General features: G+C 46.0%; 21 protein-coding genes, 6 tRNA genes and 3 pseudogenes. 16 read left to right on the forward strand and 14 right to left on the reverse strand.

Annotated features, from left to right (window positions below; all coding sequences use genetic code 11):
• Positions 1-98: 98 nt before the first annotated feature.
• From AC566Q_RS07305 to AC566Q_RS07315, 3 genes are all read right to left on the reverse strand, one after another.
• The gene (locus AC566Q_RS07305; protein WP_499615343.1) at positions 99-746 is read right to left on the reverse strand and encodes a hypothetical protein; all 648 of its coding nucleotides are present in this window, start codon (positions 744-746) and stop codon (positions 99-101) included.
• A 416-nt stretch (positions 747-1,162) separates the two neighbouring features.
• Positions 1,163-1,238, reverse strand: a tRNA-Val gene (locus AC566Q_RS07310).
• Between the two features lie 103 nt (positions 1,239-1,341).
• A tRNA-Val gene (locus tag AC566Q_RS07315) sits at positions 1,342-1,417 on the reverse strand.
• 258 nt (positions 1,418-1,675) lie between these two features.
• Here AC566Q_RS07315 and gltX point away from each other — a divergent pair.
• The 12 genes from gltX (at position 1,676) to tnpA (ending at position 12,053) form a co-directional block, all read left to right on the forward strand.
• On the forward strand, positions 1,676-3,085 hold the full coding sequence (gene gltX, locus AC566Q_RS07320) for a glutamate--tRNA ligase (RefSeq protein ID WP_499615345.1): 1,410 nt from the start codon (positions 1,676-1,678) through the stop codon (positions 3,083-3,085).
• A gap of 95 nt (positions 3,086-3,180) precedes the next feature.
• Positions 3,181-3,256: transfer RNA gene (locus AC566Q_RS07325), tRNA-Ala, on the forward strand.
• A 242-nt stretch (positions 3,257-3,498) separates the two neighbouring features.
• A tRNA-Glu gene (locus AC566Q_RS07330) sits at positions 3,499-3,574 on the forward strand.
• 165 nt (positions 3,575-3,739) lie between these two features.
• Positions 3,740-3,815, forward strand: a tRNA-Glu gene (locus AC566Q_RS07335).
• Between the two features lie 247 nt (positions 3,816-4,062).
• Positions 4,063-4,138, forward strand: a tRNA-Glu gene (locus tag AC566Q_RS07340).
• A gap of 198 nt (positions 4,139-4,336) precedes the next feature.
• Positions 4,337-5,236: a M14 family metallopeptidase gene (locus tag AC566Q_RS07345; protein ID WP_499615349.1), complete on the forward strand. Its 900-nt coding sequence runs from the start codon at positions 4,337-4,339 to the stop codon at positions 5,234-5,236.
• Positions 5,237-5,479: 243 nt separating this feature from the next.
• Entirely contained in the window at positions 5,480-5,701 is a 222-nt protein-coding gene (locus AC566Q_RS07350) for a DUF1289 domain-containing protein (protein ID WP_499615352.1), read from the forward strand.
• Positions 5,702-5,761: 60 nt separating this feature from the next.
• Positions 5,762-6,706, forward strand: coding sequence for a tRNA dihydrouridine(16) synthase DusC (gene dusC / locus AC566Q_RS07355; protein ID WP_105935188.1), 945 nt, complete (start codon positions 5,762-5,764; stop codon positions 6,704-6,706).
• 119 nt (positions 6,707-6,825) lie between these two features.
• Positions 6,826-8,244 carry an amidohydrolase gene (locus AC566Q_RS07360; protein WP_105935187.1) on the forward strand — a complete coding sequence of 473 codons (1,419 nt, stop codon included), beginning with the start codon at positions 6,826-6,828 and terminating at the stop codon, positions 8,242-8,244.
• Entirely contained in the window at positions 8,241-9,518 is a 1,278-nt protein-coding gene (locus tag AC566Q_RS07365) for an amidohydrolase family protein (protein ID WP_499615356.1), read from the forward strand. The genes AC566Q_RS07360 and AC566Q_RS07365 overlap by 4 nt, the downstream gene beginning before the upstream one ends.
• Before the next feature lie 518 nt (positions 9,519-10,036).
• Entirely contained in the window at positions 10,037-11,425 is a 1,389-nt protein-coding gene (gene ltrA, locus AC566Q_RS07370) for a group II intron reverse transcriptase/maturase (protein ID WP_499615359.1), read from the forward strand.
• A gap of 193 nt (positions 11,426-11,618) precedes the next feature.
• Entirely contained in the window at positions 11,619-12,053 is a 435-nt protein-coding gene (gene tnpA / locus AC566Q_RS07375) for an IS200/IS605 family transposase (protein ID WP_105933925.1), read from the forward strand.
• A gap of 69 nt (positions 12,054-12,122) precedes the next feature.
• On the opposite strand, the gene AC566Q_RS07380 is transcribed toward tnpA, so the two are convergent.
• Entirely contained in the window at positions 12,123-12,782 is a 660-nt protein-coding gene (locus AC566Q_RS07380) for a permease prefix domain 2-containing transporter (RefSeq protein ID WP_499615362.1), read from the reverse strand.
• Complete coding sequence (locus AC566Q_RS07385) at positions 12,779-13,117, reverse strand: PadR family transcriptional regulator (protein WP_105934412.1); 339 nt, start codon at positions 13,115-13,117, stop codon at positions 12,779-12,781. The genes AC566Q_RS07380 and AC566Q_RS07385 overlap by 4 nt, the downstream gene beginning before the upstream one ends.
• 332 nt (positions 13,118-13,449) lie before the next feature.
• On the opposite strand from AC566Q_RS07385, the gene AC566Q_RS07390 reads away from it, so the two are divergent.
• Positions 13,450-14,871, forward strand: a complete 1,422-nt coding sequence (locus tag AC566Q_RS07390; protein ID WP_499615366.1) for a PAS domain S-box protein — start codon at positions 13,450-13,452, stop codon at positions 14,869-14,871.
• Positions 14,872-15,118: 247 nt separating this feature from the next.
• Here AC566Q_RS07390 and AC566Q_RS07395 read toward each other — a convergent pair whose 3' ends face one another.
• Complete coding sequence (locus tag AC566Q_RS07395; protein ID WP_492225539.1) at positions 15,119-16,633, reverse strand: transposase; 1,515 nt, start codon at positions 16,631-16,633, stop codon at positions 15,119-15,121.
• Positions 16,634-16,932: 299 nt separating this feature from the next.
• Here AC566Q_RS07395 and AC566Q_RS07400 point away from each other — a divergent pair.
• The 3 genes and pseudogenes from AC566Q_RS07400 (at position 16,933) to AC566Q_RS07410 (ending at position 20,464) form a co-directional block, all read left to right on the forward strand.
• Positions 16,933-17,763, forward strand: a pseudogene (locus AC566Q_RS07400) (tyrosine-type recombinase/integrase).
• A gap of 10 nt (positions 17,764-17,773) precedes the next feature.
• The gene (locus AC566Q_RS07405; protein ID WP_499615369.1) at positions 17,774-18,955 is read left to right on the forward strand and encodes an IS91 family transposase; all 1,182 of its coding nucleotides are present in this window, start codon (positions 17,774-17,776) and stop codon (positions 18,953-18,955) included.
• 549 nt (positions 18,956-19,504) lie between these two features.
• Complete coding sequence (locus tag AC566Q_RS07410) at positions 19,505-20,464, forward strand: DUF4350 domain-containing protein (RefSeq protein ID WP_489806279.1); 960 nt, start codon at positions 19,505-19,507, stop codon at positions 20,462-20,464.
• A gap of 78 nt (positions 20,465-20,542) precedes the next feature.
• On the opposite strand, the gene AC566Q_RS07415 is transcribed toward AC566Q_RS07410, so the two are convergent.
• The 8 genes and pseudogenes from AC566Q_RS07415 to AC566Q_RS07450 form a co-directional block, all read right to left on the reverse strand.
• Positions 20,543-21,403: a copper resistance protein B gene (locus AC566Q_RS07415; protein ID WP_499615373.1), complete on the reverse strand. Its 861-nt coding sequence runs from the start codon at positions 21,401-21,403 to the stop codon at positions 20,543-20,545.
• Complete coding sequence (locus AC566Q_RS07420) at positions 21,400-23,223, reverse strand: copper resistance system multicopper oxidase (RefSeq protein ID WP_058405792.1); 1,824 nt, start codon at positions 23,221-23,223, stop codon at positions 21,400-21,402. The genes AC566Q_RS07415 and AC566Q_RS07420 overlap by 4 nt, the downstream gene beginning before the upstream one ends.
• Positions 23,224-23,250: 27 nt before the next feature.
• Positions 23,251-23,721 (reverse strand): YybH family protein, encoded by a 471-nt coding sequence (locus AC566Q_RS07425; RefSeq protein ID WP_008467847.1) that lies wholly within the window; start codon positions 23,719-23,721, stop codon positions 23,251-23,253.
• Positions 23,722-23,736: 15 nt separating this feature from the next.
• A complete protein-coding gene (locus AC566Q_RS07430) occupies positions 23,737-24,624 on the reverse strand; it encodes a CopD family protein (protein WP_024596191.1) in 888 nt (295 codons plus the stop codon).
• Between the two features lie 19 nt (positions 24,625-24,643).
• On the reverse strand, positions 24,644-24,991 hold the full coding sequence (locus AC566Q_RS07435; protein ID WP_010558032.1) for a copper resistance CopC family protein: 348 nt from the start codon (positions 24,989-24,991) through the stop codon (positions 24,644-24,646).
• A gap of 53 nt (positions 24,992-25,044) precedes the next feature.
• Positions 25,045-25,530 (reverse strand): annotated as a pseudogene (locus tag AC566Q_RS07440) (efflux RND transporter permease subunit); the annotation flags it as partial.
• Positions 25,512-25,889 (reverse strand): annotated as a pseudogene (locus AC566Q_RS07445) (TolC family protein); the annotation flags it as partial. The pseudogenes AC566Q_RS07440 and AC566Q_RS07445, both read right to left, overlap by 19 nt.
• On the reverse strand, positions 25,889-26,386 hold the full coding sequence (locus AC566Q_RS07450) for a DUF411 domain-containing protein (RefSeq protein ID WP_462585824.1): 498 nt from the start codon (positions 26,384-26,386) through the stop codon (positions 25,889-25,891). The pseudogene AC566Q_RS07445 and the gene AC566Q_RS07450, both read right to left, overlap by 1 nt.
• Positions 26,387-26,461: the final 75 nt, after the last annotated feature.

The raw sequence follows: 26,461 nt of genomic DNA on the forward strand, positions 1-26,461 counted from the left end.
CGGCAACTTGCTAATAAATCTTATTAAAACCTGAATACTGAGCACTGTCACGAAAAACAATGGGTCATGACATTTGGCTATTCAGGAGGGCATGGCTTTCACTCTACTTGCGTTTTTGGCTTTCCGGATAGTAGAAGGTGGATAGACATGCTAAGAAACCAGAGTAAATTTAGCGTGACGTAAAAGACTACCAGAGCGTAGCGCGGGTAAAAAAGAATAAGGATCCCCAGCGAACCATTGGCTACACCAGCCCCTGTAATAACGCGATTGACCCTCTTTTTACTGAATAGCCAAAGGTTTAGTAGAATAAGCCAGATGTCACCGGAAAATTCCGTGCTTCCACGCAATTTTTGTAATAATGCTGTAAATGCCTTGAACTGAAGGTGTTTTTCTTTTTCACTGAGACTTATCTGGGTCAGGACCGCTAATATTTCAGCGAGACCCACTGCAATGCAATACGCTGCGAAGGAAATACTCGCCAGATTGATTAGCAGAAGTTTTAAACTAAAGTGCTTCGAAAATAAATCCGTTACCGCAAAGCTAAAGAGGGCAGCTGCAATACCGAATATCACCCAATCGAGCAAATACCATAACAGCAACGCGGTGGGATATTCGGTGATAACCTGTTCTTTCACGTTTGTGTCGGTAAGAAAGGCGGGGTTTATCCAAAACACAATAACCCAACTAACCGCGATAGAAAAAGCACAAATCAAGCCCCAGCCCGATGCCGTGTTTATTTTTGCCAATTTAACACCCGTGTCTAGTGAAGGTGCGCTATTGTGCGATAGCTAGCCCTAAAAATATATAACGGGTATTGTGCCAACTGGATTAGATTGTAAAATAAAATTTCAGCCTGTCAGTGACGGTCAGATTACGTCTGCGCGACTCGCAACGAAGACATTGAACCAGTGAACGGTACTAGTGCTTTTTTGAATGATTATTTTTTTGAAATTGAAAAGAGGGATGGTGGACGTCTGCTGCGACTCGCAACGAAGGTGTTGAACCAGTGAACGGTACTAGTGCTTTTTTTTGGATAGTTATTTTTTTGAAATTGAAAGGATAGATGGTGGACGTCTGCTGTGACTCGCAACGAAGGTGTTGAACCAGTGAACGGTACTATAGGTTTTTTGTATGATTATTTTTTTGAATTTAAAAAGAGAGGTGGTGGACGCTACTGGACTTGAACCAGTGACCCTCGCCTTGTAAGGGCGATGCTCTCCCAACTGAGCTAAGCGTCCTAATTTTTTGATTTTTGCTAAGAAAGAAGTGGTGGATGTCTGCTTTGGCTCGCAACGAAGTTGTTGAACCAGTGACCCTCGCCATCTAAAACTTCAAAAGAAGTGGTGGACGCTACTGGACTTGAACCAGTGACCCTCGCCTTGTAAGGGCGATGCTCTCCCAACTGAGCTAAGCGTCCTCTTTCTTTGCTACCTGCCGTGCTTGGCAAGTGGGGCGTATTATAGAGAGGGTAATGAAACTGTCAACAACAAAAATAGAAAAAATTACGCAACCGTGACTGTTTGATGACAAAGTAACCGAAAAGACTGCTTTGCGATGATTTTGCGAACAATTCACTTTGTCTGCAAGAAAAATAGCAACGCCGCTTTGTGGCTTTGCCCAATGGCTGGTAAAATGCGCCCACTTTGAAAAACACCTTTAACAGTAGAGATTATTCATGTCGGTTGTTACCAGATTTGCACCCAGTCCAACGGGTTATCTTCATGTCGGTGGTGCGCGCACCGCATTATATTCCTGGCTATATGCTAAGAGTCAGGGCGGAGAGTTTGTATTACGTATTGAAGATACCGATATCGAACGCTCAACCGAAGAAGCCAAACAAGCAATTCTGGATGGCATGGAATGGTTAGGTTTAACCTGGGATAAAGGGCCGTACTATCAAACAGAGCGGTTCGACCGGTATAAAGCTATTATTCAAACTCTGCTGGATGAAGGTAAAGCGTATAAGTGCTTTATGCCGGCTGAAGAGCTGGATGCTATTCGCGAACAGCAAAAAGAAAACGGTGAAAAACCTCGTTACCCGGGAACCTGGCGTAACCGTACCGATCATCCGGAAGGTCAGCCCTACGTTATTCGTTTTAAAAACCCGCTGGAGGGGAGCGTGGTATTTGACGACCACGTTCGTGGCCGTATCGAAATCAGCAACACCGAACTGGATGATTTGATTATCCAGCGTTCCGACGGCACGCCCACCTATAATTTCTGTGTGGTGGTGGATGACTGGGATATGGGTATTTCCCACGTTGTTCGTGGCGAAGATCATATTAATAACACGCCACGCCAGATAAATATCTTAAAAGCGCTGGGCGCGCCGGTACCAGAATACGCGCATGTTTCGATGATTCTGGGTGATGACGGTAAAAAGCTTTCAAAACGCCACGGTGCGGTTAGCGTAATGCAATATCGCGATGACGGTTACCTGCCACAAGCGGTTAAGAATTATCTGGTGCGTCTTGGCTGGGCCCATGGCGACCAGGAAATTTTCTCTGAACAGGAAATGATCGAGTTATTCAGTCTTGATGCCATAGGTCAGTCGGCCTCTGCATTTAACACCGAAAAACTGGTGTGGTTAAACCAACACTACATTAAAAGTTTGCCAGCAGAAGAAGTTGCCAGTCACGCAAGCTGGCATTTTGAGCAACAGGGGATCGCTCTGGACAACGGCCCTGCACTTACCGATGTAATAGCCATTCAGGCCGACCGCGTTAAAACGTTAAAAGAACTGGCGCAGATTAGTGCGTATTTCTATCAGGACTATGAAGAGTTTGATGCCAACGCCGCGAAAAAGCATTTACGCCCGGTAGCCAGAGAAGCGCTGGAACTGGTCCAACAAAAACTTGCTGCCATCAGTGATTGGAATCCGCAAACTATTCAGGCGGCCATTAATGATACGGCAGAAGAATTAGGCGTAGGTATGGGTAAAGTGGGTATGCCACTGCGTGTAGCTGCCACCGGAAGCGGTAATTCACCGTCGCTGGATGTGACGCTAAATCTGTTATCTCAGGACAAAATTGTCGAGAGAATAAACAAGGCGCTCACTTTTATAGCAAACAGAGAAAATTCCTAAAAAAAGCGTTGACATGATGGGGCGTGCTATCTAGAATGCGCCCCGCTGTCACGGAACAGTCATCGACAAAGTCAACGACATCCGTAACGCAATTTGGGGCCATAGCTCAGCTGGGAGAGCGCTTGCATGGCATGCAAGAGGTCGGCGGTTCGATCCCGCCTGGCTCCACCAAATTTCTTTTCATGATGTATGTCGTGGAATAGGCCGAAAGCAGAAATGCTTTCAGGACCGAAATATTCTGTGAGGAACCATAATAAGGTCGCTCGGTTACGCAGAGCTTACCTCGCCTTACAGAAATTTAGTGAAGCAACGTTTCACTAACAAAAAGTTCTAGGATGAGGTCGCTCAGATACTAAAGTATCTTTCGCCTTACAAAATTTTATCGTCGCAGTGCGACGATAGACAAAAATTTTGTCCCCTTCGTCTAGAGGCCTAGGACACCGCCCTTTCACGGCGGTAACAGGGGTTCGAATCCCCTAGGGGACGCCATTTACATCGCGTCACAGTCGATTAATACTGTGGATAGGCCGGAAGCTGAAACGCTTTCAGGACTAAAATCTTTTTGCAAAGGCATAACGTAAGGTCGCTCAGTTCGCTGGCTCACTTCGCCTTTACAAAAAATCCGTAAAGCGAAGCTTTACGAAACGATTTTTTGTCCCCTTCGTCTAGAGGCCTAGGACACCGCCCTTTCACGGCGGTAACAGGGGTTCGAATCCCCTAGGGGACGCCATTTACATCGTGTCACAGTCGATTAACACTGTGGATAGGCCGAAAGCTGAGATGCTTTCAGGACCGAAATATTCTGTGAGGAATGATTACAAGGTCGCTCAGTTACGCAGAGCTTACCTCGCCTTACAGAAATTTAGTGAAGCAACGCTTCACTAACAAAAAGTTCTAGGATGAGGTCGCTCAGATACTAAAGTATCTTTCGCCTTACAAAATTTTATCGTCGCAGTACGACGATAGACAAAAATTTTGTCCCCTTCGTCTAGAGGCCTAGGACACCGCCCTTTCACGGCGGTAACAGGGGTTCGAATCCCCTAGGGGACGCCATATAAAAAAACCAGCCGATTGGCTGGTTTTTTTATGCGTGCTCTTCGGGACAAGAAGTCCTTACTCATTCTGTTCAGCTTTGTATAACTGGCTAAGACAGTTATGCGTGCTCAGGTTACTGTGCAATTCGCCGTCACTTCATCCACTCTGCAATCATGCTACAATTCATCTGTTAATTTACTAGCAATAAGGTGATCAATGTATCCTATCGGCACACCAGGTCAGCCCTGGGGAGAAGAAGAAAAAAAACAGTGGCTCGCGGCACAATCAGTTAAGCGTAGTTACGCTGATGAAGTGTTAAGTCAGTTAGATGGCATGCCGGATTATTTTTCTGTTATTCAATACGGCGCCTTACCGTACGATGAATCACGCTACCCACTTTATGCACTGTTACCCAGGCAGACAATTGCTGATGCCCCCTGGGTACTGGTCACCGGTGGTGTGCACGGTTACGAAACCAGTGGCGTGCAGGGCGCTTTGTTATTTGCCCGGGAATACAGTCAGGCGTATACCGATAAAATCAATCTGATAGTGGTTCCCTGTGTAAGCCCATGGGGTTACGAAACCATTAACCGCTGGGATCCGCTGGCTATCGATCCGAACCGTTCCTTTTATCCCGACTCGCCAGCGCCAGAGTCAAAATTACTCATGGACTTTATCGGCGCAATGGCGCAGGAATTTTTACTGCACATCGATCTTCACGAAACCACCGATACGGATAACAGCGAGTTTCGCCCGGCATTAGCGGCCCGTGATGCCATTGAGCAAAAAGCCTGGGAGATCCCTGACGGTTTTTATCTGGTGGCCGATGCCAAAGCGCCTCATCTGCCCCTGCAGCAAGCGATTATCAACGAGGTGAAAAAAGTTACCCATATTGCCCCAACGGATGAAAACGGCCTGATTATCGGCGCTGAGGTGCCCTCTGAAGGCGTCATCTGCTATGACAAGAGAAAGCTCTTTTTATGCGGCGGATTTAACAATGCAACCTATTGTTCGACGACGGAAGTGTATCCGGACAGCCCGTCAGCGACGCCGGAGATTTGTAACCGTGCTCAGGTTGCGGCTGTAGAGGGAGCTTTACAGCATTTACTGAAGTAATGCGATAGACGGTTGATTATCGATGTCTGGATGTTTGGATTTCTAGACGTCTAAATGTATACTCCTCGGTATGCTTAACGCGTAGCGGGGATAACATGGTTTACGTTGCATTGTTATATGAAGGGGTAGGGCAAAGACTGGTCAGATATGAAGCCAGTAACGAAGCCGATTTTTTTGCTAAACTCGATGCCCGGTTTGGCTGCTATGTTTGCCTGTGGTTTACTGAGGAACTGATCGCGAATAATGAAAAAGTTCACACCCAGAGTCCCTGTTGAACAGGCAATTGCCACATCGCCCTGTATTGGCAACTGCTGCCTGGATGATGAGGATATTTGTCTGGGCTGCCAGCGCCACATTGATGAAATCACCGGTTGGCGCAGTGCCAATGCCGCAGAGCGTCGCGCTATATTAAATCGGTGCGAAAAACGCTTTGCGCTGCGCTCAGGACATAAACACCAATACTGATGCCAGCGGCCAAATGTTCTGCTAAAATCCGCCCCCTTTATTTTTGAATACTAAGTTACTATGCGAGTTTTGTTAGCGCCGATGGAAGGCGTTGTTGATCATTTAATGCGCGACATGCTTACCCGGGTAGGCGGTTTTGATCTGTGCGTAACAGAATTCGTTCGTATCGTTGACCAGAAACTCCCGCACAAGACCTTCTACCGTCTTTGCCCTGAATTGCACGAGGGCGGTAAAACACCCAGTGGTGTGCCTGTTCGCGTACAGCTACTTGGCCAGCATCCCCAGTGGCTGGCAGAAAATGCCTTAACCGCTGTTGAGCTGGGCTCACCAGGCGTGGATCTCAACTTTGGTTGTCCGGCTAAAACGGTCAATAAAAGCAAAGGCGGCGCGGTATTACTGCAATATACCGAGTTGCTGCATGATATCGTTAAAGCCGTGCGAGAGGCTGTCCCGGCCCATTTGCCCGTAACGGCTAAAATACGTCTCGGTTTTGAGGATAAGTCGCTGGCTATCGATAACGCCGTGGCCATTGATGAAGCCGGAGCATCTGAGTTAGTCGTTCATGCCCGTACCAAAACCGAAGGCTACCGGCCGCCGGCGTACTGGGACTGGATTAAAAAAATTCGCGCCCATACCCGTTTACCGGTGATTGCTAATGGTGAAATCTGGTCTTATGAAGATGCCAAACGCTGCCAGGAAATGTCCGGTTGCAACGATGTGATGATTGGCCGTGGCGCACTGGCCATGCCGAATCTGGCTCGTCATATTCGTGATAACGAGCCGCCCATGAGTTGGCCGGAACTGGCGCAACTGCTGATAGATTATTCCGGTTATGAAATCTATGGTGACAAAGGCCGTTACTATCCAAACCGTCTGAAACAGTGGTGTGGCTATCTTAAGCGTCAATACCCTCAGGCAGAAGTCCTGTTCGACAATATTCGCCGTTTACAAAAGGCCGATGAAATTGTCGCGGTGCTACAACAGTCGGCTGCTGCTGCAAAATAACGTTTCCCGCTTGTGCGTTGTCATTTGATTCGCTACCGTTAAACTCATCCCATCGATTCTGAATTCAACCTTGATGGGGTGTGGCACCTAAACGACAACGATTAAAAGAAAGGTAATGCATGACAACTACATTTAAGCAGTTAGTTATCACTGCGGCGTGTTGCTGTGCTTTGCTGCTTTCTGCCTGTGCAGAAGATAAAGCAGATAAAGCCGAGCAGTCACCGAAAGTGACCATCGATAAAAATCCATTCCCCAGTCAGTATACCCCGATACCTGGTGCGCCAACGGTGATCACCGGCGTCACGATTTTAGATGGCATCGGTAATAAGATTGATAACGGCATGGTGTATTTTACCGACGGTAAAATTGCGGCAATTGGTGAAAACCTCGATGTGCCGGCAGAAGCTACGGTTATCGACGGCACCGGTAAATGGGTAACGCCGGGCATTATTGATGTGCACAGCCATTTAGGGGTTTATCCTAATCCCTCTACCCATTCACATTCCGATGGTAACGAAATAGTGAAGCCGGTAACCGCAAATGTGTGGGCTGAGCATTCCGTGTGGCCTCAGGATCCTGGTTTTGGCCGTGCATTGGCTGGTGGCGTTACCGCGCTGCAAATCTTACCGGGTTCTGCCAATCTGTTTGGTGGCCGTTCAGTGGTGCTGAAAAATGTGCCGGATCGCACCATGCAGGAAATGAAGTTTCCGGATGCGCCTTACGGCCTAAAAATGGCCTGTGGTGAAAATCCGAAACGGGTTTATGGCAAAAAAGGCGGTCCTTCAACCCGTATGGGCAACGTCGCAGGTTATCGTCAGGCTTTGGCAGATGCTGAAAATTACATGCGCGCCTGGCAGCGTTACGAAGCCGATTATGAAGCGGGTAAAAATCCAACGCCGCCTAAGCGCGATCTAAACCTTGATACCCTGATGGGCGTGTTAAAAGATGAGATCCGCGTACATATGCATTGTTATCGCGCCGATGAAATGGCTGTGATGGTGGATGTCATGAAAGAGTTCGGCTATCAGATTTACTCGTTCCAGCACGGCGTAGAAGCCTACAAAATTGGTGATCTGCTGGCCGAAAACAACGTTTGTTCAGCCATGTGGGCCGACTGGTGGGGCTTTAAAATGGAGGCCTACGACGGCATCCGTGAAAACATTCCGATGGTTCATGAAGCTGGCGCTTGTGCCATCGTTCATTCAGACAGTGATTTAGGTATTCAACGCCTTAACCAGGAAGCAGCTAAAGCCTGGTCTTATGGCCGCCGTGCCGGTATCGACATCAGTCAGGAGGAGGCCTGGATCTGGCTGTCTGCTAACCCGGCTAAATCGTTGGGTATTTTTGATAAAACCGGCTCACTGGAAGTGGGCAAGAATGCGGATTTAGTGCTGTGGAGCGACAATCCGTTTTCAACCTACGCCAGAGCTGACAAAGTGTATATCGATGGCGGACTGGCCTTTGATCTTAGTGATCCGGCGTCGTGGCCGGTGGCAGATTTCGAGTTAGGGCAAGTTGGCGAGGGAGATATCAAATGAAGTCATTATTAACGATATGCCTGTTGGCAACCATCAGTAGTACTGCCATGGCCGATAAACTGGCCATCGTCGGCGGTAAAGTCTTTACCGGCAGTGAACAGGGCACACTTGAAAGTGCTACCGTGTTGATTAACGGTAATGAAATTGTGTCGGTCAGTGCTTCCTCTGCGGTCCCTGAGGGTTACCAGGCCATTGATGCCAGCGGTAAGTATGTAACACCGGGATTGATTGGTGCTTATACCCAGTTGGGACTGGTTGAAGTGAGTAGCTCTGCCGGTACTGTGGATGCTTCTGTGTCATCAAATCCGGTATCTTCCACCGGTGCTGCTTATGATGTCAGCTATGCGATTAACCCGGACTCCAGCTTGCTTGCGATCAGCCGGGTTGAAGGGTTTACTTCTGCTATCACTGGTATTTCACGTAGCGACAGTCTGTTCCATGGGCTGGGAGCTGTCATTACCTTATCTGGCACTGGCGACCCGATACTCAAATCACGGGCATTCACCGCAGTGAATGTCGGCAATGGCGGTGCCGACAGCAATGGTGGCTCAAGAGCCGCACTTTGGGTGATGTTAGAACAAGCCATAAGTGAGGCCATGCAGGTAAGTACTGCAGCGCAGTTGAGTCCATCCTCACAATGGCATGGTTTAAACAGCCGGGCGGATGTAAAAGCCTTAAAACCGGTGGTCAATGGTGAAACGCCTTTACTGATGTTTGCCGACAGGGCCGCAGACATTCGCCAGGTTATCGCTTTTAAACAGCGCTACCCCAAAATTAAAGTCGTACTGGTTAAAGGAATGGAGGCCTGGCGGGTGGCTGAGGAACTGGCTGACGCTAACATTCCGGTGATCATTGACCCCGAATTTAATTTGCCCGGTAGCTTCGAGCAGCTTGGTGCCACGCTGGCCAATGCTCAGCGCCTGGAAGCTGCCGGAGTCATGGTCGCGATAGGAATGGAAACCCACAATATCCGCCTGGCGACCCAACATGCCGGTAATGCGGTGGCATTTGGCATGTCGTGGGAAGGCGCTATGGCGGCTCTCACAGTGAATCCGGCGCGCATTTTTGGTGCACCCGATCAGTTGGGCACGCTCACGAGTGGGGCTAAAGCTGACGTGGTTGTCTGGAGTGGCGATCCTCTGGAAGTCACTGAAGCGCCGGAAGTAGTGATCATTGACGGCGAGATGATGGAGATGACATCTCGACAAATTAAGCTTCGTGACCGTTATCAACAGCGGGCAGAGTCGGAGCAAACGTCACAGTATATTCGCTAGACTACCCAGGTAATGGTAAAAGCCGGTATAACTTACCGGCTTTTTTGTCGTGCGCCGGGCATGGCGCGTGGTGTTTCGACACCGTTTAACTCACTGTGGTGGTGAGTTGATGACTTGGAGGTGAAAGTCCTCTGCACACCCGGCAAGGGGAAGTGTTAGCCGAACGGCAAGGGTGTTCACCGCGAGGTGAAATCTGAAGGAAGCCGAAGGCAAAATGCTGGCCTGACGAACAGGAAGCGGTTTAGGCGTTGTTGCAGGGTGAGGTGGCGATTATCACTAAAGCCCAATACTTGCACGGAATGCAGCAACGTAAAGCCGACAGGCATAAGCAGGAAGGTCGCGCGAATTACCCCGGGAGGTCTGGTGTTCTGCCTCTGATTTTTTTTAAACAGTGTGCTACTGACATCGAGAGATGTTGGGATGGGATATCAGAAGTCAGCCGAGGCCGTAGTAGTGCTAGTAAACCGATAGCATGAAGGGCTGAACATAATTAACCGTGATTAGGACACTGTTACTCGATGTCGATTAATGATGCACAAGCGCAGAATACTGCGGCCAGTGAGTGCGATGACGGGCGGTACCCGTCGGGATACGCCACGGGTGCTGAAATTGACACGGCGGTCAGTGGGCGAACGAAAGCGGAACCATCGGTGACGATGGAAGCAGTGACAGACCGAGCCAATATGATGTTGGCCTATCAGCGGGTGGTGGAGAATAAAGGCGCAGCGGGTGTTGATAACCTGAGCACGCTGGATTTAAAACCGTGGCTGAAACAGCACTGGCAAGGTGTGAAGGTCTCACTGACAGAGGGCAGCTATCTACCGCGGGCCATCCGTAAAGTGGATATCCCGAAACCGAACGGCGACGTCAGGACGTTAGGCGTACCAACGGTGGTAGACAGACTCATCCAGCAAGCGATAGCACAACGGCTAAGTCCGTTGGTAGAACCGTACTTCTCTCACTCCAGCTACGGATTCAGACCAAACCGCAATGCATGGCAAGCAGTGCAACAAGCACAGCAATACATACGTAGCGGAAAACGGTGGGTCGTAGACATGGATTTGGAGAAGTTCTTCGACCGGGTAGACCATGACATCTTAATGTCGAAACTGGCGAACCTGATAGAAGATAAACGGCTGTTGAAACTCATCCGCCGCTTCCTTGAAGCGGACATGATGGATAATGGCGAATGGGTCACAAGGGACAGAGGCATGCCACAAGGCGGCCCACTATCACCATTGCTATCAAACATCCTGCTGGATAGCTTAGACAAGGAATTAGAGCGACGAGGCCATAGCTTCTGCCGCTATGCTGATGACTGCAATATTTACGTGAGCAGTCAGAAGGCAGGCGAGAGCTTACTGGCCGACATCACCGACTTCCTGTCAGAAGAGCTGAAGCTGCAAGTCAATGCCGATAAAAGCGCGGTAGCCCGGCCATGGGAACGTAAGTTCTTAGGCTATAGTTTTACCTGGCACAAAGAGAGCCGGGTGAAAATAGCTGCGCAAAGTGTAAATCGTTTCAAGGATAAAATCCGCGAAATGACCACCGGGCATTGTTCACGCTCAGTCAGTGAAACGATTAAAGCATTAACCCCAGTGCTTCGAGGTTGGATAAGCTACTTCCGCCTGACAAAAGTCAAAGGCGTGCTGGAGGAACTGGACGGTTGGATACGACGAAAACTCCGCTGTTTGCTATGGCGGCAATGGAAACGCGTATACACCCGGGTCAGAAACTTAATGAAGGCAGGCATTGACGAGAATCGGGCATGGTGGTCATCGACCAACCAACGAGGCGCATGGTGGAATGCGGGGGCTAGCCACATGAACCAAGCCTTCAGGAAAGGGTGGTTCGATAAAATGGGGCTGGTGTCACTGCTGGATTGTCACCGACAGTTCCAGTGTTAATATGAACCGCCGTGGTACGGAACCGTATGCCCGGTGGTGTGAGAGGACGGGAGTTGTAAAACTCCCTCCTACTCGATCAGCCCTAAACCACCTACTTCAGTAGGTGGTTATCATGCATGGTAGGGCTTTGCCCGTATACCTACCCATGTTAAATCTCCCTTTGATTTTTAGCGAAGTCAAAAAGGAAATTAACATGAGTAGATACGAGCAAGCATCGCATGTGTTCTGGCGATGTCAATATCACATAGTTTGGACGCCGAAGTATCGGTTTAGGGTTTTGAAGAATAAATTAGGCAAAGATGTTTACAGGTGTATTCACGTGTATTGCCAGCAACTCGGCTGCATAGTAGTGGAGTTGAATGTACAGATTGACCATGTCCATCTGGTAGTAAAAATTCCTCCAAAGTTATCCATATCGAATTTAATGGGAGCTTTAAAAGGAAAAATAGCATTGAAGCTATTTAGCAAATATCCGCATTTGAGAAAGAATAAGATGTGGGGCAACCACTTTTGGCAAAGAGGCTACTTCGTTGACTCAGTTGGGATAAACGAAGAGATCATAAGACGGTATGTTCGTCACCAAGAGAAGGTTGAAAGACAAGAGCAAGCTCAGCTAGCCCTTGAATAGAAGGCCCCCTTTTAGGGGGTTAACGCAAAGCCACCTTCTTTAGAAGGTGGATTCTTTACCTGTAGAGGATTAATCGAGGTTAGGGGACAGGCCTTGTCCGAGGTAATTAATTCGCTGCGCGGCAACGTAACAGACGAGCTTAACGCCCATGGCATACAACAGCGTCAGAATAGAAACCGCAAATGCCGGCCCGATAATGGCTACGTCTTCAATGTGCGAACCCATGGCAACCCAGCCCAGCAGGGTCATCAGAGCACCCAGCCATAAGCAGGAAGTGCCCAGCACATCAAATACCATGACGCTGCTTTTCACCTGCCTTAGCGAGTCCACATGGCCAGAAAACAGGCACGAAAAAGCTTGTTTAACGTTACCAGGAGTGCTCACTGCCAGGGTAAACACCAATGCGGGGGGCAGGGTAAGAATAAGAGACGGCACGTCGAAAAACATGCTCGCTCCGCCAGATAGTTCCATAGCAAAAATGGTTAATGCGGCAAAAAATAACACGCTGAATGCAAACATAATAAGCGCCTTTTGGGTTTGATTAAAATAGTGGAATGAGGTTAACAATGCCTGGCGCCAGTACCATATCTGGCAGGCCTGTTTACTCTGATTAAATTGAATTTGCTGAAACTCCTCCTCGAGGTCGCCCAGCAAGGGTTCTTTAAGATCCGCAGGAAGCACTTTTTCCAGCAAGGCCTCAGCGATACGTGGTGGTGAGCATTTGTTCACTGCTTCACCCCAACAAAACTCAGTTTTACATCGCGCCACATGGCGTCGAGCGACTGGCGGGTTTCCTGTAGCGCCCGTTTACCTTCTGCTGTTATCTCAAAGTATTTTTTTGCGCGCCCGCCACGCTCTGCTGTGGCTTCACCCATCGCCGAACGGATCAGACCTTTATCCTCAAGCCGCGTCAGGGTGGTATAAAGTGCGCCGATACTGACATCCCGCTGAATCACATCGAGCAGTATCTGACGAATGGTAGTGCCATAAGCCTGTTCTCCCAGGCGTAAAATGGCGAGTAACACAAATTGTTCAAACTCACCTAAAAATCGAGATTTAGCCATACAGGCCCCTGATATAGTTTGTACTACAAAGTAAAAGAAACTGAGGGCATTGTAATTTATTCTACAAAGTAAAACTAATAAAGTTTTATACGCTCGTATTAACAGACAGTCAAAAAGGCGCTGATTTGGTTAAATCGGGTCGGGTTTAATCGTTAACGGGCCTGCAGGAATCTTTAAATCTCGCCGGAATTCCAAAAAATATCAGCAAACTACAGCAATTTGTCCTATCCTAGGAATAACTCTCTTTTGTATTTTCTTTAACCAGATCTGCCTCACCTGAGTGATGGCAGGCTAACGGTTAAATGACTTCGTTTTTTTGAAATAGGATTGTCTTGCGTAGTCAAAAAAGCCTTCAACAAAAACATCGCCCTGTCTGGCTATTTTTAGGCGTATTTACCGTGCTCGTCTCTGTTACCCTGGTAGCTGATTTTCTGGCCAGCAAGTGGCAACGGGAAGAGCAGGTTAACCGTGTTAGTCAAAAGCTTGGAATGCTTCGTTCCAATCTGGAATTTGAGCTCTACACCAATATCGAACTTATCCGCGGTGCTGCGGCGTATATCTCACTGAACCCTGAAATTGATCAGGCGGGTTTTAGCCGCTACATGAGCCGTTTGTTAGAGCAGCGCAACAATATCATTAATATCGCCGGGGCTCGTGGTTTTGTGGTGAACCTGATTTACCCGGTTGCCGGTAACGAAAAAGCGATAGGCCTCGATTACCGGGTTAACGAAGAGCAGCGGGAGTCGGCAATCACTGCCGCGGATACCGGTTCGCCGGTACTGGATGGACCGGTCAATCTGGTTCAGGGAGGTATAGGTTTTATTGCTCGTTTACCGGTCATCAATGATAACGGTGTGTGGGGGATCATTTCGGTAGTGCTGGATTATCGCGGTGTGCTGAGTGACGCTGGCTTTATCGGTGATACCGAGCTTGATCTGCTTATTAAAGGTCGTAATGAGTTTGGTAACCTGGCCGATATTTACGACAGCCATGATGGCACCTCAATGGTTAATCCGGTGCAGTTATCCATCCAGTTACCTTACGGTGAATTGCACCTTTTTGCGCAACCTGCTGAAGGCTGGGTCACATTTCATTTTCACCCTTTGTTCTGGGTTCTTGCGTTCATTATTAACGCGATTGCCTTTTATATCATTCAACTGAGATATAATAACCTATTGCTGGAAGAGGAAAAAATAGAGGCCTTAACCACTTCAGAAGAAAAATTTCGGCAATTTTTCTCAGCTCACGCCGTGGTCATGCTAATAGTCGATGATAACGGCAACATTGTTGATGCCAACGATGCTGCCCTCAAATACTATGGTTACAGTGCTCAGCAGTTCGCTAATATGACCGTGTTTGATTTACAGGCGCTGGAAAACACATCGGTTAAGTCGAAGGTTAAACAGGCATTGTTGCAGCGCTCGACTACTTTTAATGTAAAACATCGTCTGGCATCGGGAGAAGTGCGGGATGTGGAGGTCTTTAATACTCCGGTTGACAGTGCCGGCCAGCGCTTGCTGTATTCACTGGTCATTGATATCACCGAACAACTGGAATATCAAAAGCGCTGGGAATTGAGTCAGCAGGTCTTTAATCACAGTCTGGAAGGGATTGTGGTAACCGATGTTGAATACAAAATCGTCTCGGTTAACCCGGCATTTTCTGACATCACCGGTTACTCGGAGTCGGAGGTCCTTGGGCGTTCTCCTTTCTTCCTGGGGGAAGGCATAATGGAAGAAGAATTTAGATTATAAGAAATATTAACGCTATGTACTACCCAGATTATAAGAAATATTAACGCTATGTACTACCCACTGTGTCAGCTGTATTTAAGGCCAGTTGCACGTGTGTCAAATGGGTACTTTTCAGGAATCAGTGAAGTAGTTGTCATCAAGATAGACGCAATATAACTGGTCTTTGGTACTGAAATCCGCAATGAGATATGTGAAAGCCCTTACCTCAACATGTTGCATGTTCAAGTGATGGTCTGTTTTTTGTGCTTCATGCGCCAAAATCGAAGTCGCGTTGAATGATGTAGTCACTGAATGAGGCTGTGGCTGGTGGAGCTCGAAGTGGCGGCATTAGAGAATCGTTTTTTGCTTCAAGAAGAGTCTGCTTGTCAAGGTGCGCCAAAATCTTATGGATAACAGCCGGATCCGTAATACAAGTAATAATTTTGACGTTGGTTTTTTCACAAGCCTCACAGACTGTGATGTCAATATTGAATACTCTTTTTAACCTTTGTGCCCACGACATGCTTCGCGCATGGTATGGTTTATCTGAATCTTTCAGATGCTCTGCTAAGCGAGGGCTATTCTTACCGCGTTGTGAAGCCGTTACCTCGGCACGCACCTTAGCATTGGGAGCAAACACGCCATAAAACCTCGTAAGGTTTAGCCTCGGCACTGGCACCAGTGCCGCGAGCTTGCCTATGAAATCCAAGGGAGTAAAAAAGACATGTGTGGTACCGTCTTGATAGGGAGTTTTCAGTTGATATCTTACTTTTCCTGAATCGGTTAGACTCAATCGTTGCTCGCTTAACGCTGGCCTTGAGATATATCTGCATAGCCTTTCCAGTTTGTCAGTTTGATGGCTGTCTGCAAACACCCCAGCGTGTAAGCTAAAACCGTTTATTTGAGCTAATTGACCGTAATGTTGTTCGTCTTTGGCAGGTAAGGTTTGCAAGGCAAAGACTTTTTTGCCTGTATCTGGTCCTACAGCAATGCGGTAATTGACAGAGGCTGCTTGCAAGGGCAGTAAACTATCTTCGTCATCCATGGGTAAATCGAGAAATGTGTTGTCCATATCCCGTTGAACGAGCCCGGCCTTCTCCAAGTAGGTCGCGATGCGATGGCTAATGACATTCACGAGGGTTTCCATATCATTGTGGTTTGGTGCTTTAACGCACTTGAATTTGGACTGTCCACACTCCTGAGTGATAACGCCTTCCAAAAAGAGCATGTGAAAGTGAATATTGAGATTCAGTGCACTACCAAATCGCTGAATGTAAGTCACCGCTCCTGTGTTTGCTTGCTTCTTAAGATACCCAGCCCGATGCACAATATCGCAAGAAATAGCACGATGAATGATTTGCATGATTTTACTTAAGTGTTTGGGATACCTAGCTAGAAGTAGACGAAGCGGGATGGGTAAACACAATACCCATTGGCGTACAGGGTAACCGTGAAGAACATCTTCAACTAACAACTTGGCACTTTCTGCCATCCTTCTTGCACCGCAACTTGGGCAAAATCCCCTGCGTTTGCAGCTGAACGCCAGCAGTTTCTCATGCTTGCAGTCGTCACAAACTACACGCAAAAAACCATGCTCAAGCCGACCACACCTAAGAAACTCTTCAAACTCTTTTACCACATGAAGTGGTAACGACTTCCCTTTTTGTGAAAGCTGCTTCTGAAATTCTGGGTAGTGGCGTTCGACCAATTGATACAGTAACGTCTGCTCTGGACGATGTCGTTTATAGGTATGAGAGTGAGTTACTAGCAATGGCGCCTTTATCTTGAATTGGCATCACAGTGTGTATATGATTTTAATGTAAATCTACTGATCAATAGGGTGGGAAATTTATAGTCTCAAGGTCCGAAAAACGTACTTTGCCGCCCCTCCAGCTTTCTTGACTGGCACAAATAGACAAGAGGACTAAACCGCTCCGCGGTAGTTGTGCCGCCCCCACCTCATTAATTATATTCTGATCTCGTTCCCCGCTTCTAAGCTGAAGGAAGGGCAATGTCGCCCTGAATTCACTCAGGAGTGAAACTATGAGTTACTTTGAAGGATCCAACCCCATACGCCAACGCATGATTGAAGATATGACCATGCGTAGGCTCAGTCCTAAAACACAAATAGGCTACATCAGAGGCGTGAAGAAACTCGCTACCTTTTTGAAACGCTCGCCAGAGGATGCTACGGCTGAAGAATTGCGCCAATTCCAACTCGCATTGGCCGAGCAAGGTACATCTAACATCACCATCAATGCCACGTTATCGGGTTTAACGTTCTTATTTCATAAGTCCTTGAATCGACCTGATGTGATGCTCAAAGTCAGCACCGTGCCGGTGCCAAGGAAGTTGCCGACGGTATTGAGTAAAGAGGAAGTCAAGCAACTGATTGATGCCACACATAGCATCAAATACAAAGCTGCCTTCTCGGTCGCTTATGGGGCGGGGTTGCGGATTGGTGAAGTGGCGATGTTGAAAGTGACGGATATCGACAGTTCTCGCATGCTATTGCGCGTTGAGTAAGGTAAAGGGAAGAAAGACAGAATGGCAATGTTATCGCCGATGCTGTTGAGTACACTTCGCCAATGGTACAAACATGCCAAAGCGCATCACTTAATGCTACCGGGTGGGTGGTTGTTCCCAGGGCAAAATCCGTTAAACCCACTTGGCACCCGTCAACTCAGTCGTGCGTGTCAATCTGCGTGTCTGGATGCAGGACTGAATAAAAAAGTCTCCATGCACACCTTACGGCACAGTTTCGCCACGCACTTACTGGAAGATAAAGTCGATATTCGCATCATCCAAACGCTGTTGTGGCATAGTAAACTGGAAACCACTGCGCTGTATGCACAAGTCGCCAGTAAACTCTTGCGAGAGGTGGTGAGTCCGTTAGATACACTGGCATTGTGAGCGTGATGTTATGTCGAGTTGTTCACGGCCACCGCTTGAGGTGGCGGATGTGTTTCGTCTGTCTGGTACGCAGTATAAAAGCGCTCAGCATAGGCATTTAAGCTTAGCGCAACTGAAAGTGATGTCAGCCATTGAGCGTTGTCGAAGTGCCCAGTTAGGTGCTCATCACCTGCACTGTGAACACTGTCATACCGATGCCATCGCATATAACTCCTGCCGTAATCGTCACTGTCCGAAATGCCAGGGTTCAAGTGCCAAACGCTGGTTTGCAGCCAGAGAGCAGCAGTTGTTACCCGTAGAGTACTACCATGTGGTGTTTACCTTACCTGGTGAGGTAGCACAACTGGCCTTTTACAATAAAGCACAGATGTATCAGCTGTTGTTTAAAGCCGCATCACAAACGTTGCTGACCATTGCCGGTGATACGCGACACTTAGGCGCTGAGGTTGGCACCACTATGGTGTTGCATACGTGGGGCTCCTCGATGATGCATCATCCTCATGTGCATTGCATTGTGTCCGGTGGCGGGCTGGATAACGCTAAACAATGGAAAGCGTGTAAAAAGGGCTTCTTCTTGCCGGTCAGAGTGTTATCACGCTTGTTCCGCCGTTTGTATATGCAAGGCGTACGTGAGTTATACGAATCGACGCAGTTACTGTGCTTCGGGGAGTTGACGCAGACCAGTGGCTTTGAACACGCCGGGCACTTTATGGCATGGTGCAAACAGCAACAATCCATGGAATGGGTGGTGTATGCCAAACCGCCGTTTGCAGGACCACAAGCGGTGCTGAAGTACCTGTCGCGTTATACGCATCGTGTAGCGATTGCGAATCGCCGACTACAATCCGTTGATGAAACACATGTCTCGTTCACCTATAAGGATTACCGGCGCAAAGGAAACAACATGCACCGGACGATGCAACTGACGTGTGACGAGTTCATGCGTCGATTCTTATTGCATGTCTTACCAACCGGGTTTCATCGTATCCGGCATTATGGGTTACTGGCCAGTAAAGCCAAACTCAATATGGCCAGACAAGCCCTGCACGTAGCTCCGCCGCCAGACATCAAAAAGACGGCCAATGAATCGGAGACAGACTCAGCACCCTTCGTGTGCAGGCAATGTCAATCACCGATGAAGGTGTCGGCGCTCAGGCTACCTGCATACTTACCAAGAGCGCCCCCTAAATAGGCAGAGTGCTTAAGGAGATAAAAAAGCGCCTTTACTGGTGAGGATGATGCTTTACCTGAAACGCTATAAACCCCATGACAATGAATAGAATGAGACAACCGAGCTGAATAAAAACGTGAAAATCAGATGCAAATAGAAACAAAGCACCACTGGAAACACGTGATCTTGGCGATCATCCTCTACAGCAGACTCATATCCACCATCGAAATCCCCATAGCCAAACCACAGGGGTAACATCCCGCGGTTTCGTCCACCGAAGATTATCTGATATCTGCCCGAGCGTAGGACATCAAGGTGGATCTGAATGGAGGGCAGATAACTGATAACCTAAACAATTTGTGCCAGTCAAGAAAGCTGGAGGGGCGGCAAAGTACGTAAAGCGGAAGTTGAAACACTGGACATTGCGCGTCGCAATGAGCGGCTACTGAATTACGTCTATTTATTCTTCTGATATGTGCAATCACCCTTTCAAACATTTTTCATGGTATGGTCGAGCACCGTGAAATTTTAACGTTAATCACTACCAGGTTATTACACAGGATGTCGTAAATGAAGTTAGTTCATAGCTTAGTTGTTTTTGGCTTTGCTACATTATTGGTAGCCTGTTCTGATAGCCCTCAACAATCTGACCCTGACTTCAGACCTAAACATAGAGTTGCACACTTTTCCCCTGAGAGTAGTCCACTTGTTTTAATAGACGAAGCCCATAATAACTTTTTGACGTTGAGCGGCAGATATAAGCCATTCGCGCAAGTTCTAAAAAGTGACGGGTTCAGGGTCGATTCGAACGATAAACCAATTACAGAAAATCAGCTAAAGCAAGTGGATATTTTAGTAATTGCAAACGCGCTTGACAGAAAGCGACAGGACTGGCTTCCACCTTATGGAGATGCGTTTGATGACAATGAAGTTGAAGTGCTCAAGAGCTGGATATCGAACGGTGGTTCACTTTTTTTAGTTGCTGATCACACACCGTTTCCCAAAGCTATAGATAATCTGGCACTTGCACTTGGTTTTCAATTCATCAATGGACATGTTGGAAACGCAACCTTTAGCAAAGTGAATCATTCGCTCACCGAACACGCTACAACTTACAATAAAGAAATTTCGCAAAATATAGATGAAAAATCACAGCCTCTTTTTCTGCAAAGTATTAATAATGTATCACCAGATATACTACAGGTAAGATCGTTTGGTGGCTCAGCATTTAAAGCTCCCGAAAAAGCAATATCTCTACTGAAATTAGGGAACGGTATCACTGCTACAGAACCCAAAATACCGTTTCAAGTTAACGCGGATACACCAAAGCTTCCAATGTCAGGATGGAGTCAAGGTGCTGTTTTAGAGCTAGGCAAAGGACGTGTAGCAGTTTTTTCTGAAGGCATGATGTTCTCTTCGCAATTAGTTAAAAGTACAGGCAAAACTATGGGGTTACGCTCTGTTGGTGCGGAACAAAATGAAGAGTTTTTACTGAACATAATGCGCTGGCTAGCTGACTCGCAAGACTGATAATTGACTAGCTGTACGAAAGCTACCATCAATATAGTTGCGGTAGCTCTCATCAAGTCAATATAGTATTTCTTCATATCAGAGCCAGAACTTGATACCTGCAACAAAAGCAGTATCACGAGTACTTTGCCCATTTAACTTCGCAAAGTCGGCTGTATTACCAAATTTATTTGTCCACTCAACGCCAACATAGGGAGCAAACTGGCGGGTAAACTCATAACGAACCCGAAAACCAATAGCACTGCTAGACAAGCCACTACCAAGGTTATTTTGGACGTCATCCTTACCGTAAAGCGTCAACTCTGCTCGTGGTTGAACAATTAACTTTTGAGTAAGTAATAGCTCATACTCAGCTTCGATCGAAAATGCACTATTACCTTGCTCTCCTAAATACGCAGTCATATCAATTTCAAACCAGTAGGGGGCTAGACCTTGTAAACCAAAAGCTAGCCATTTGCGGTTTTCACCTTCGTTATTGTAATCAAGTCGAATACCGACTTGTGTATCCCAATAAGCAGATATTGCGTGGCCCCATAGAAAATCTGTTTGGTTCTCCTCTAAATTACCTTCGCTAAAATCTCCTTCAGTTTTGATGACTAATCTATCAAAAGTAGTGCCATACCATGCCTGAAAGTCAAAAACACCTGCGTTTGTTTGCTCATTATATTCAAGACGATTCCCTAGTAGCGCGTAAAATGAATGCTCATCTGCCAAAGTCAGTCGTTTGTCGCTACTGAGTGCATAAGGGCCTTCAGTCAAAGTTGTACCTGCTGCATAAGCATGGGGGTCTCTAGCATCTTTAGGTGCATCTCCACCTTGTGCTTGCATTTTAGAATCACCCATCTCAGTCATCTCATCTTTTGCAGATACAGATACGCTTATAAGGGGCAAACCTATTAATAATAGTCTTAACGTATTGGTTAGTATTAATTTTTTCATGATACAACTACCTCTCTAAACATACCTGCATCCATGTGGAATAATAAATGGCAATGCCATGCCCAGCGACCTACGTCATGAGGTGTTGTTAAAAAACTAATTCTTTGCGCTGGTTGTACAGGGATAGTATGGCGACGAACCTGTACATCACCTTTTTCATTCTCCAAATCGCTCCACATACCATGCAGGTGCATGGGATGTGTCATCATTGTATCGTTTTGTAAAATAACTCTTAAACGTTGATTATGCTTCATGTGAACTGGCGTGCTTTTTCCAAATTCCAAGCCATCAAATGACCAGCTATAACGCTCCATGTTTCCAGTTAAATGTAATTCAATTTCAGCCTCTGGCTCTTGCTGGTTTGTAATTCCCTCAAGAGAATGTAAATCTGCAAGTGTTAAAACACGGCGTCCATTTTTACGTAAACCTATACCGGGATCATCAAGGTTTGTTCTAGGCATATCAACACGCATATCAACAGAAGCTCCATACTCTGTTTTTGCATGACGCACTTTAGTGCTAGCAACAGCTAATGGGTTTTTAGTCATTCCATGTTTACTATGATCCATTGCCATCGCTCCATGACCCATTGCACTATGATCCATTTTATTAGAATTCATGCCCGACATACCTGCCGTATCAGCCATTGTAGAATGCACACTATCATGGGTCATATTGCCCATCATATCTGTCATCGTTAACCACTCAACGGGGTCTAAAGAAGGTACTGGTGCATCAACGTTAGGTGCCATTGATAAAGTACCTTTAGCATAACCTGAGCGATCCATGCTTTGTGCAAAAATCGTATATGCATCATTTTTTGGCTCGACAAGTACATCATAAGTTTCACCGGGACCAAATCTAAATTCATCTACTGTCACAGGTTCAACATTTTGTCCATCAGCTTGTACAACTGTTAACTTCAGCTCAGGTATTCTTACATCAAAAAACGTATTGCTAGAACCGTTAATAAATCTAAGCCTAACCTTTTCGCCAGCTTTAAACATTCCACGCCAGTTTGTCAAAGGCGCACAACCATTCATTAAAAAAGTCATTGCAGATGCTGATAAGTCTGCAAGATCTGTAGGGTTCATTCTCATTTTATTCCACATTTCCCGGCGTTGTAGCGCATTTGAAACGCTGCTATTTGAAATGTCATCAAAAAACTCTGGAACAGTAGGTTGATTAAAGTTAAATACATCGCTCTGTACTTTTAACTTGCGAAACAAATCCATTGGGTCATCATCAGTCCAATCAGACAATTGGATGACATGCTCATTGTCAGCACTAATAATATCCTTTTCTCTTGGCTCAATAATTAATGCGCCGTACATACCTGTCATTTCTTGAAAGCCACTGTGTGAGTGATACCAATATGTGCCGCTTTGTTGCAGCTTAAATTTATAAACAAAGGTTTCACCCGGCATTATACCTTTAAAGCTAATACCCGGTACGCCATCCATTTGATACGGAAGAATGATCCCATGCCAATGAATTGAACTCGGCACTGATAATTTATTAGTTACCCTGATAGTAACGTCATCACCTTCTCTGAGGCGCAAGGTAGGAGCTGGTATTGAGCCATTGATTGTTGTAGCCATTCTTACAACACCTGTGAAGTTTACGGGTGACTCATCTATCACTAAATCTATTACTTCTCCACTTAGTTCGGGCGCAGTACCTGTTGAAGTTCCAGCAATCAAAGATGAAGCTGCATGAAGAACACTTGGAAAAGCAGCTAATACACCGCCAGCAATTACACCTTGTACAAAGCGTCTACGTGGCGTAGAAACTTGATGTAATGGACTTTTAATTCTCATTTTGTACTCCGTTATTTAACCAATAAGTTAATGTGACCAATGAATGTGCTTAATCTTCCATTCACCATTTTGTTTTTCCAGCACCATCGTTTCCATGCCTTGATAATCGCGTTCAACACCTTTATGAGTACCTGTAGTTTGACTACGCGACGCAGAGATAGCGGTATTTCCAAGTATCGTCACTTGATGTTCAAGTGTGTCGCTCTTCATCGCTGCTAAATACTTCATATCCGACAACATATGATGATGAGCATATTCATCAGCGCTCCTTTCAACGCGGCCTCCCTCGAAAATGGTGACATCATCCGCTAACTGCGCTCTAGCCTGTTTTTGATTGCCAGTTTCAAGTGCTTGATGAAATGCCAAAACAACTTTTGCGGCAGGGGTATCTATACCTTTAAACAAACCTTTGTCTTTGTTCTTATCACCATGAGCGTTTGCTGCGAAACTAAACGTCATTAATAAAACGAGTAATATATTTATTGTTTTCATTTTCATTCTCTCTTTTAGGTTTTAATTTGCAGGGCCAACAACACTAGTAAGCCCAGCCGTTACAGATAAAATGGCAAAAGCTACTACCATTTCTATCGAGATAGATTTAGATAAAGCCTCTCTGCCTTGACTATTTTTAAGTTGTGGAACGAGTATTAGTTTATGTTTAGCAGCAAGTGCCAAAATAGACACTACAAGGGCCAATTTAAACAACAGTGTTTGTCCGTAACTTGAGCTTATTAGTGCATCAAGACTTCCGACCAATTGAATCACGAGCCAGAGGCCTGCTACCAACAATAGGCTCAATGTAAAACTTGCTTGTTTGCCAAAGCTTTCCATCAGCAAATGAAGTTCTGCATAACTTAGCTGATGGCAAGCCTGTTTTAGTGGCAATAACGCCCCAAACCACCATGCCATAACGAGCACATGCAAAATAAGCAAGCCTTTTTCAATTGTGCCTAACTCAGAAATATGACCCAGTAACGTGAATGAGTATGCAAGGATTAATAAACTCAACATTAAAGCGCTTTGTTTTAAGTACGAGTTCACAGCGAGTTTGAACCTTAAAGCTAAAGCGATTATTGCGGTAACTAGCCCAAGCGCTCGAAGCAAAGCTCCAGTGCCGACAGAGGAGTCCCACATAATAGCCAATATATCAGCGTCTATCGCCCCCTGAATTCCCTCTTCTGCCATTGCACCAGTACTGGCAAAGAACCAAGTAATATTAGCGATCAAAGCCATAACTATATAAGTTCTTGTCCACGTTAAATTCGCTATTACAGCATTAGTATGAGATTCATTATTCTCAAATATTTGCCTGAAAAATGTATAACCTGCAATACAGGCAAAGCCGACGTAAAATACAATTTTTGACAGTACAATGACTGTATTCCAGATATACATTTCCATATCAATCACACCGCCTATTTTAGTGAACCATAAAGCCGAAGCTATGTTTCATTTTATGACCATCGTTACCTAAGAAGGTTACATCCACAGCATAGTTTGCAGGAGCTAATTTAGGTAGTTTCCATGTAAATTTGCTAGTAGCGACTTTAGAAGGCTCGAATCCAAATTTAAATTCTTCGCCTTGTTTATTGGCCAATGAAACTTTTACAACCCGTACCTCTTTGGTGAACACCAAAGTTAACTCTTCTGGAGGATTCATTAGCATTGCATTATCAGCAGGCACACTTTTTTCAAGATGCACATGCGCAAATACCGCACTACTAAAAACGACACTGATTACGGTTAAAAATTTAATTAGTTTTTTCATATTTACCTCTATTTTAGTTTATTGAAATTGCTATTTATGGTTTCTTAACTTCGCTAAGCATTACTTTTTAGCTCCGCCTTAGAAAGCTCCTTGTTAAAGGCGTTTAATTCTGGCTTTTTAACGATTGAGTAAATTACTGGGAGCACAATAAGAGTGAGTAGCACAGCACTTGTCATTCCGCCTACCATAGGTGCAGCAATACGACTCATAATCTCCGAACCTGTTCCTGTACCATATAAAATGGGCATCAAGCCGATAATGATTGTTGCAACTGTCATCATTACTGGACGAACTCGTAAGCCTGCACCGTGCAATAATGCATCTTGATATGCATCATCAGAGATAGGTTCAGCTCGCTCTTCAGCTTTTTCCTTAAGCTCAGCAAGTGCCTGATTGAGATAGACCAACATTATCACACCAATCTCAACCGCTACCCCAGCTAGAGCAATAAAGCCCACGCCAACAGCCACAGAGAAGTTAAACCCTTCCAGATACATCAACCATAAGCCACCAATCATCGCTCTCGTAACAGTGGAAATTTCGTGGACTCAATTTGTAACTGGTCTTTCTTGATCTCTAGACTGTCGCCTCTCGGAAACATTTGAGAGACGCCAACCTTTAGCTGAGTCATTCCTTCCTGATCTAAATCCCAAGTATCTGTTGGTAAATTCATTATCCCTAGCGATACTTTCGGATCAGGCAAAGTACCTGAAGCAATACTTCTATTTTCAACTGCACTTTGTTTCAACCGGCTACCATGAAGCCAAGGATCATTTTGCTGAGCTAAGGTGATAGCTTATTCAAGCGACACTACTTTCTCAGCTTGAGCTGAGAATACAGATAAGCCGAGTATTAATGCAGTTGAAAGTGAAGTAAGGTTTGAAGAGTTCAATTTCATTAGAATTGCTCCTCGTATGTTTTAACTTTTGCATAGACTTTGCTCGTTCCATCTTTAAATAGAATTAACACGTTGTATGGCATAAAGCGGTCATCGACTTCCATACCGGGAGAGCCAACTGGCATTGCTGGAACTGAAAGCCCAATCGCATTGGGATGTTCTTCTGATAAGAACTGCTGAATAAATTTAGCAGGTATATGACCTTCAAAGGCAAATCCATTTCTACTCACTGCCGTGTGGCATGAACGGTAATTAGGTTTGATACCATACTTAGTTTTGATGTTGCCGATGTTTCGGAAATCTTTGGAATGCGCAACGATCCCTTTGTCTTCAATATGAGTTATCCATTTTTTACAACACCCACAAGTAGGGGTTTTATAAACGATTAACTCCAAAGATGTTACGTCGTTATTGTGTGCATGGTTATGTTCGTTGGCGTTTGCAAACGCAGGTGAAAGCAGCATTACTACTGCTATTTTTAAATACTTATTGATCATTTTTGCCCCCAGACATCGCTGGAAAATATCTATAGCGCTACGACGCTATATTGACTAACAGAAAAATTAATTACA

It is taken from the genome of Alteromonas sp. H02 (assembly GCF_059682525.1).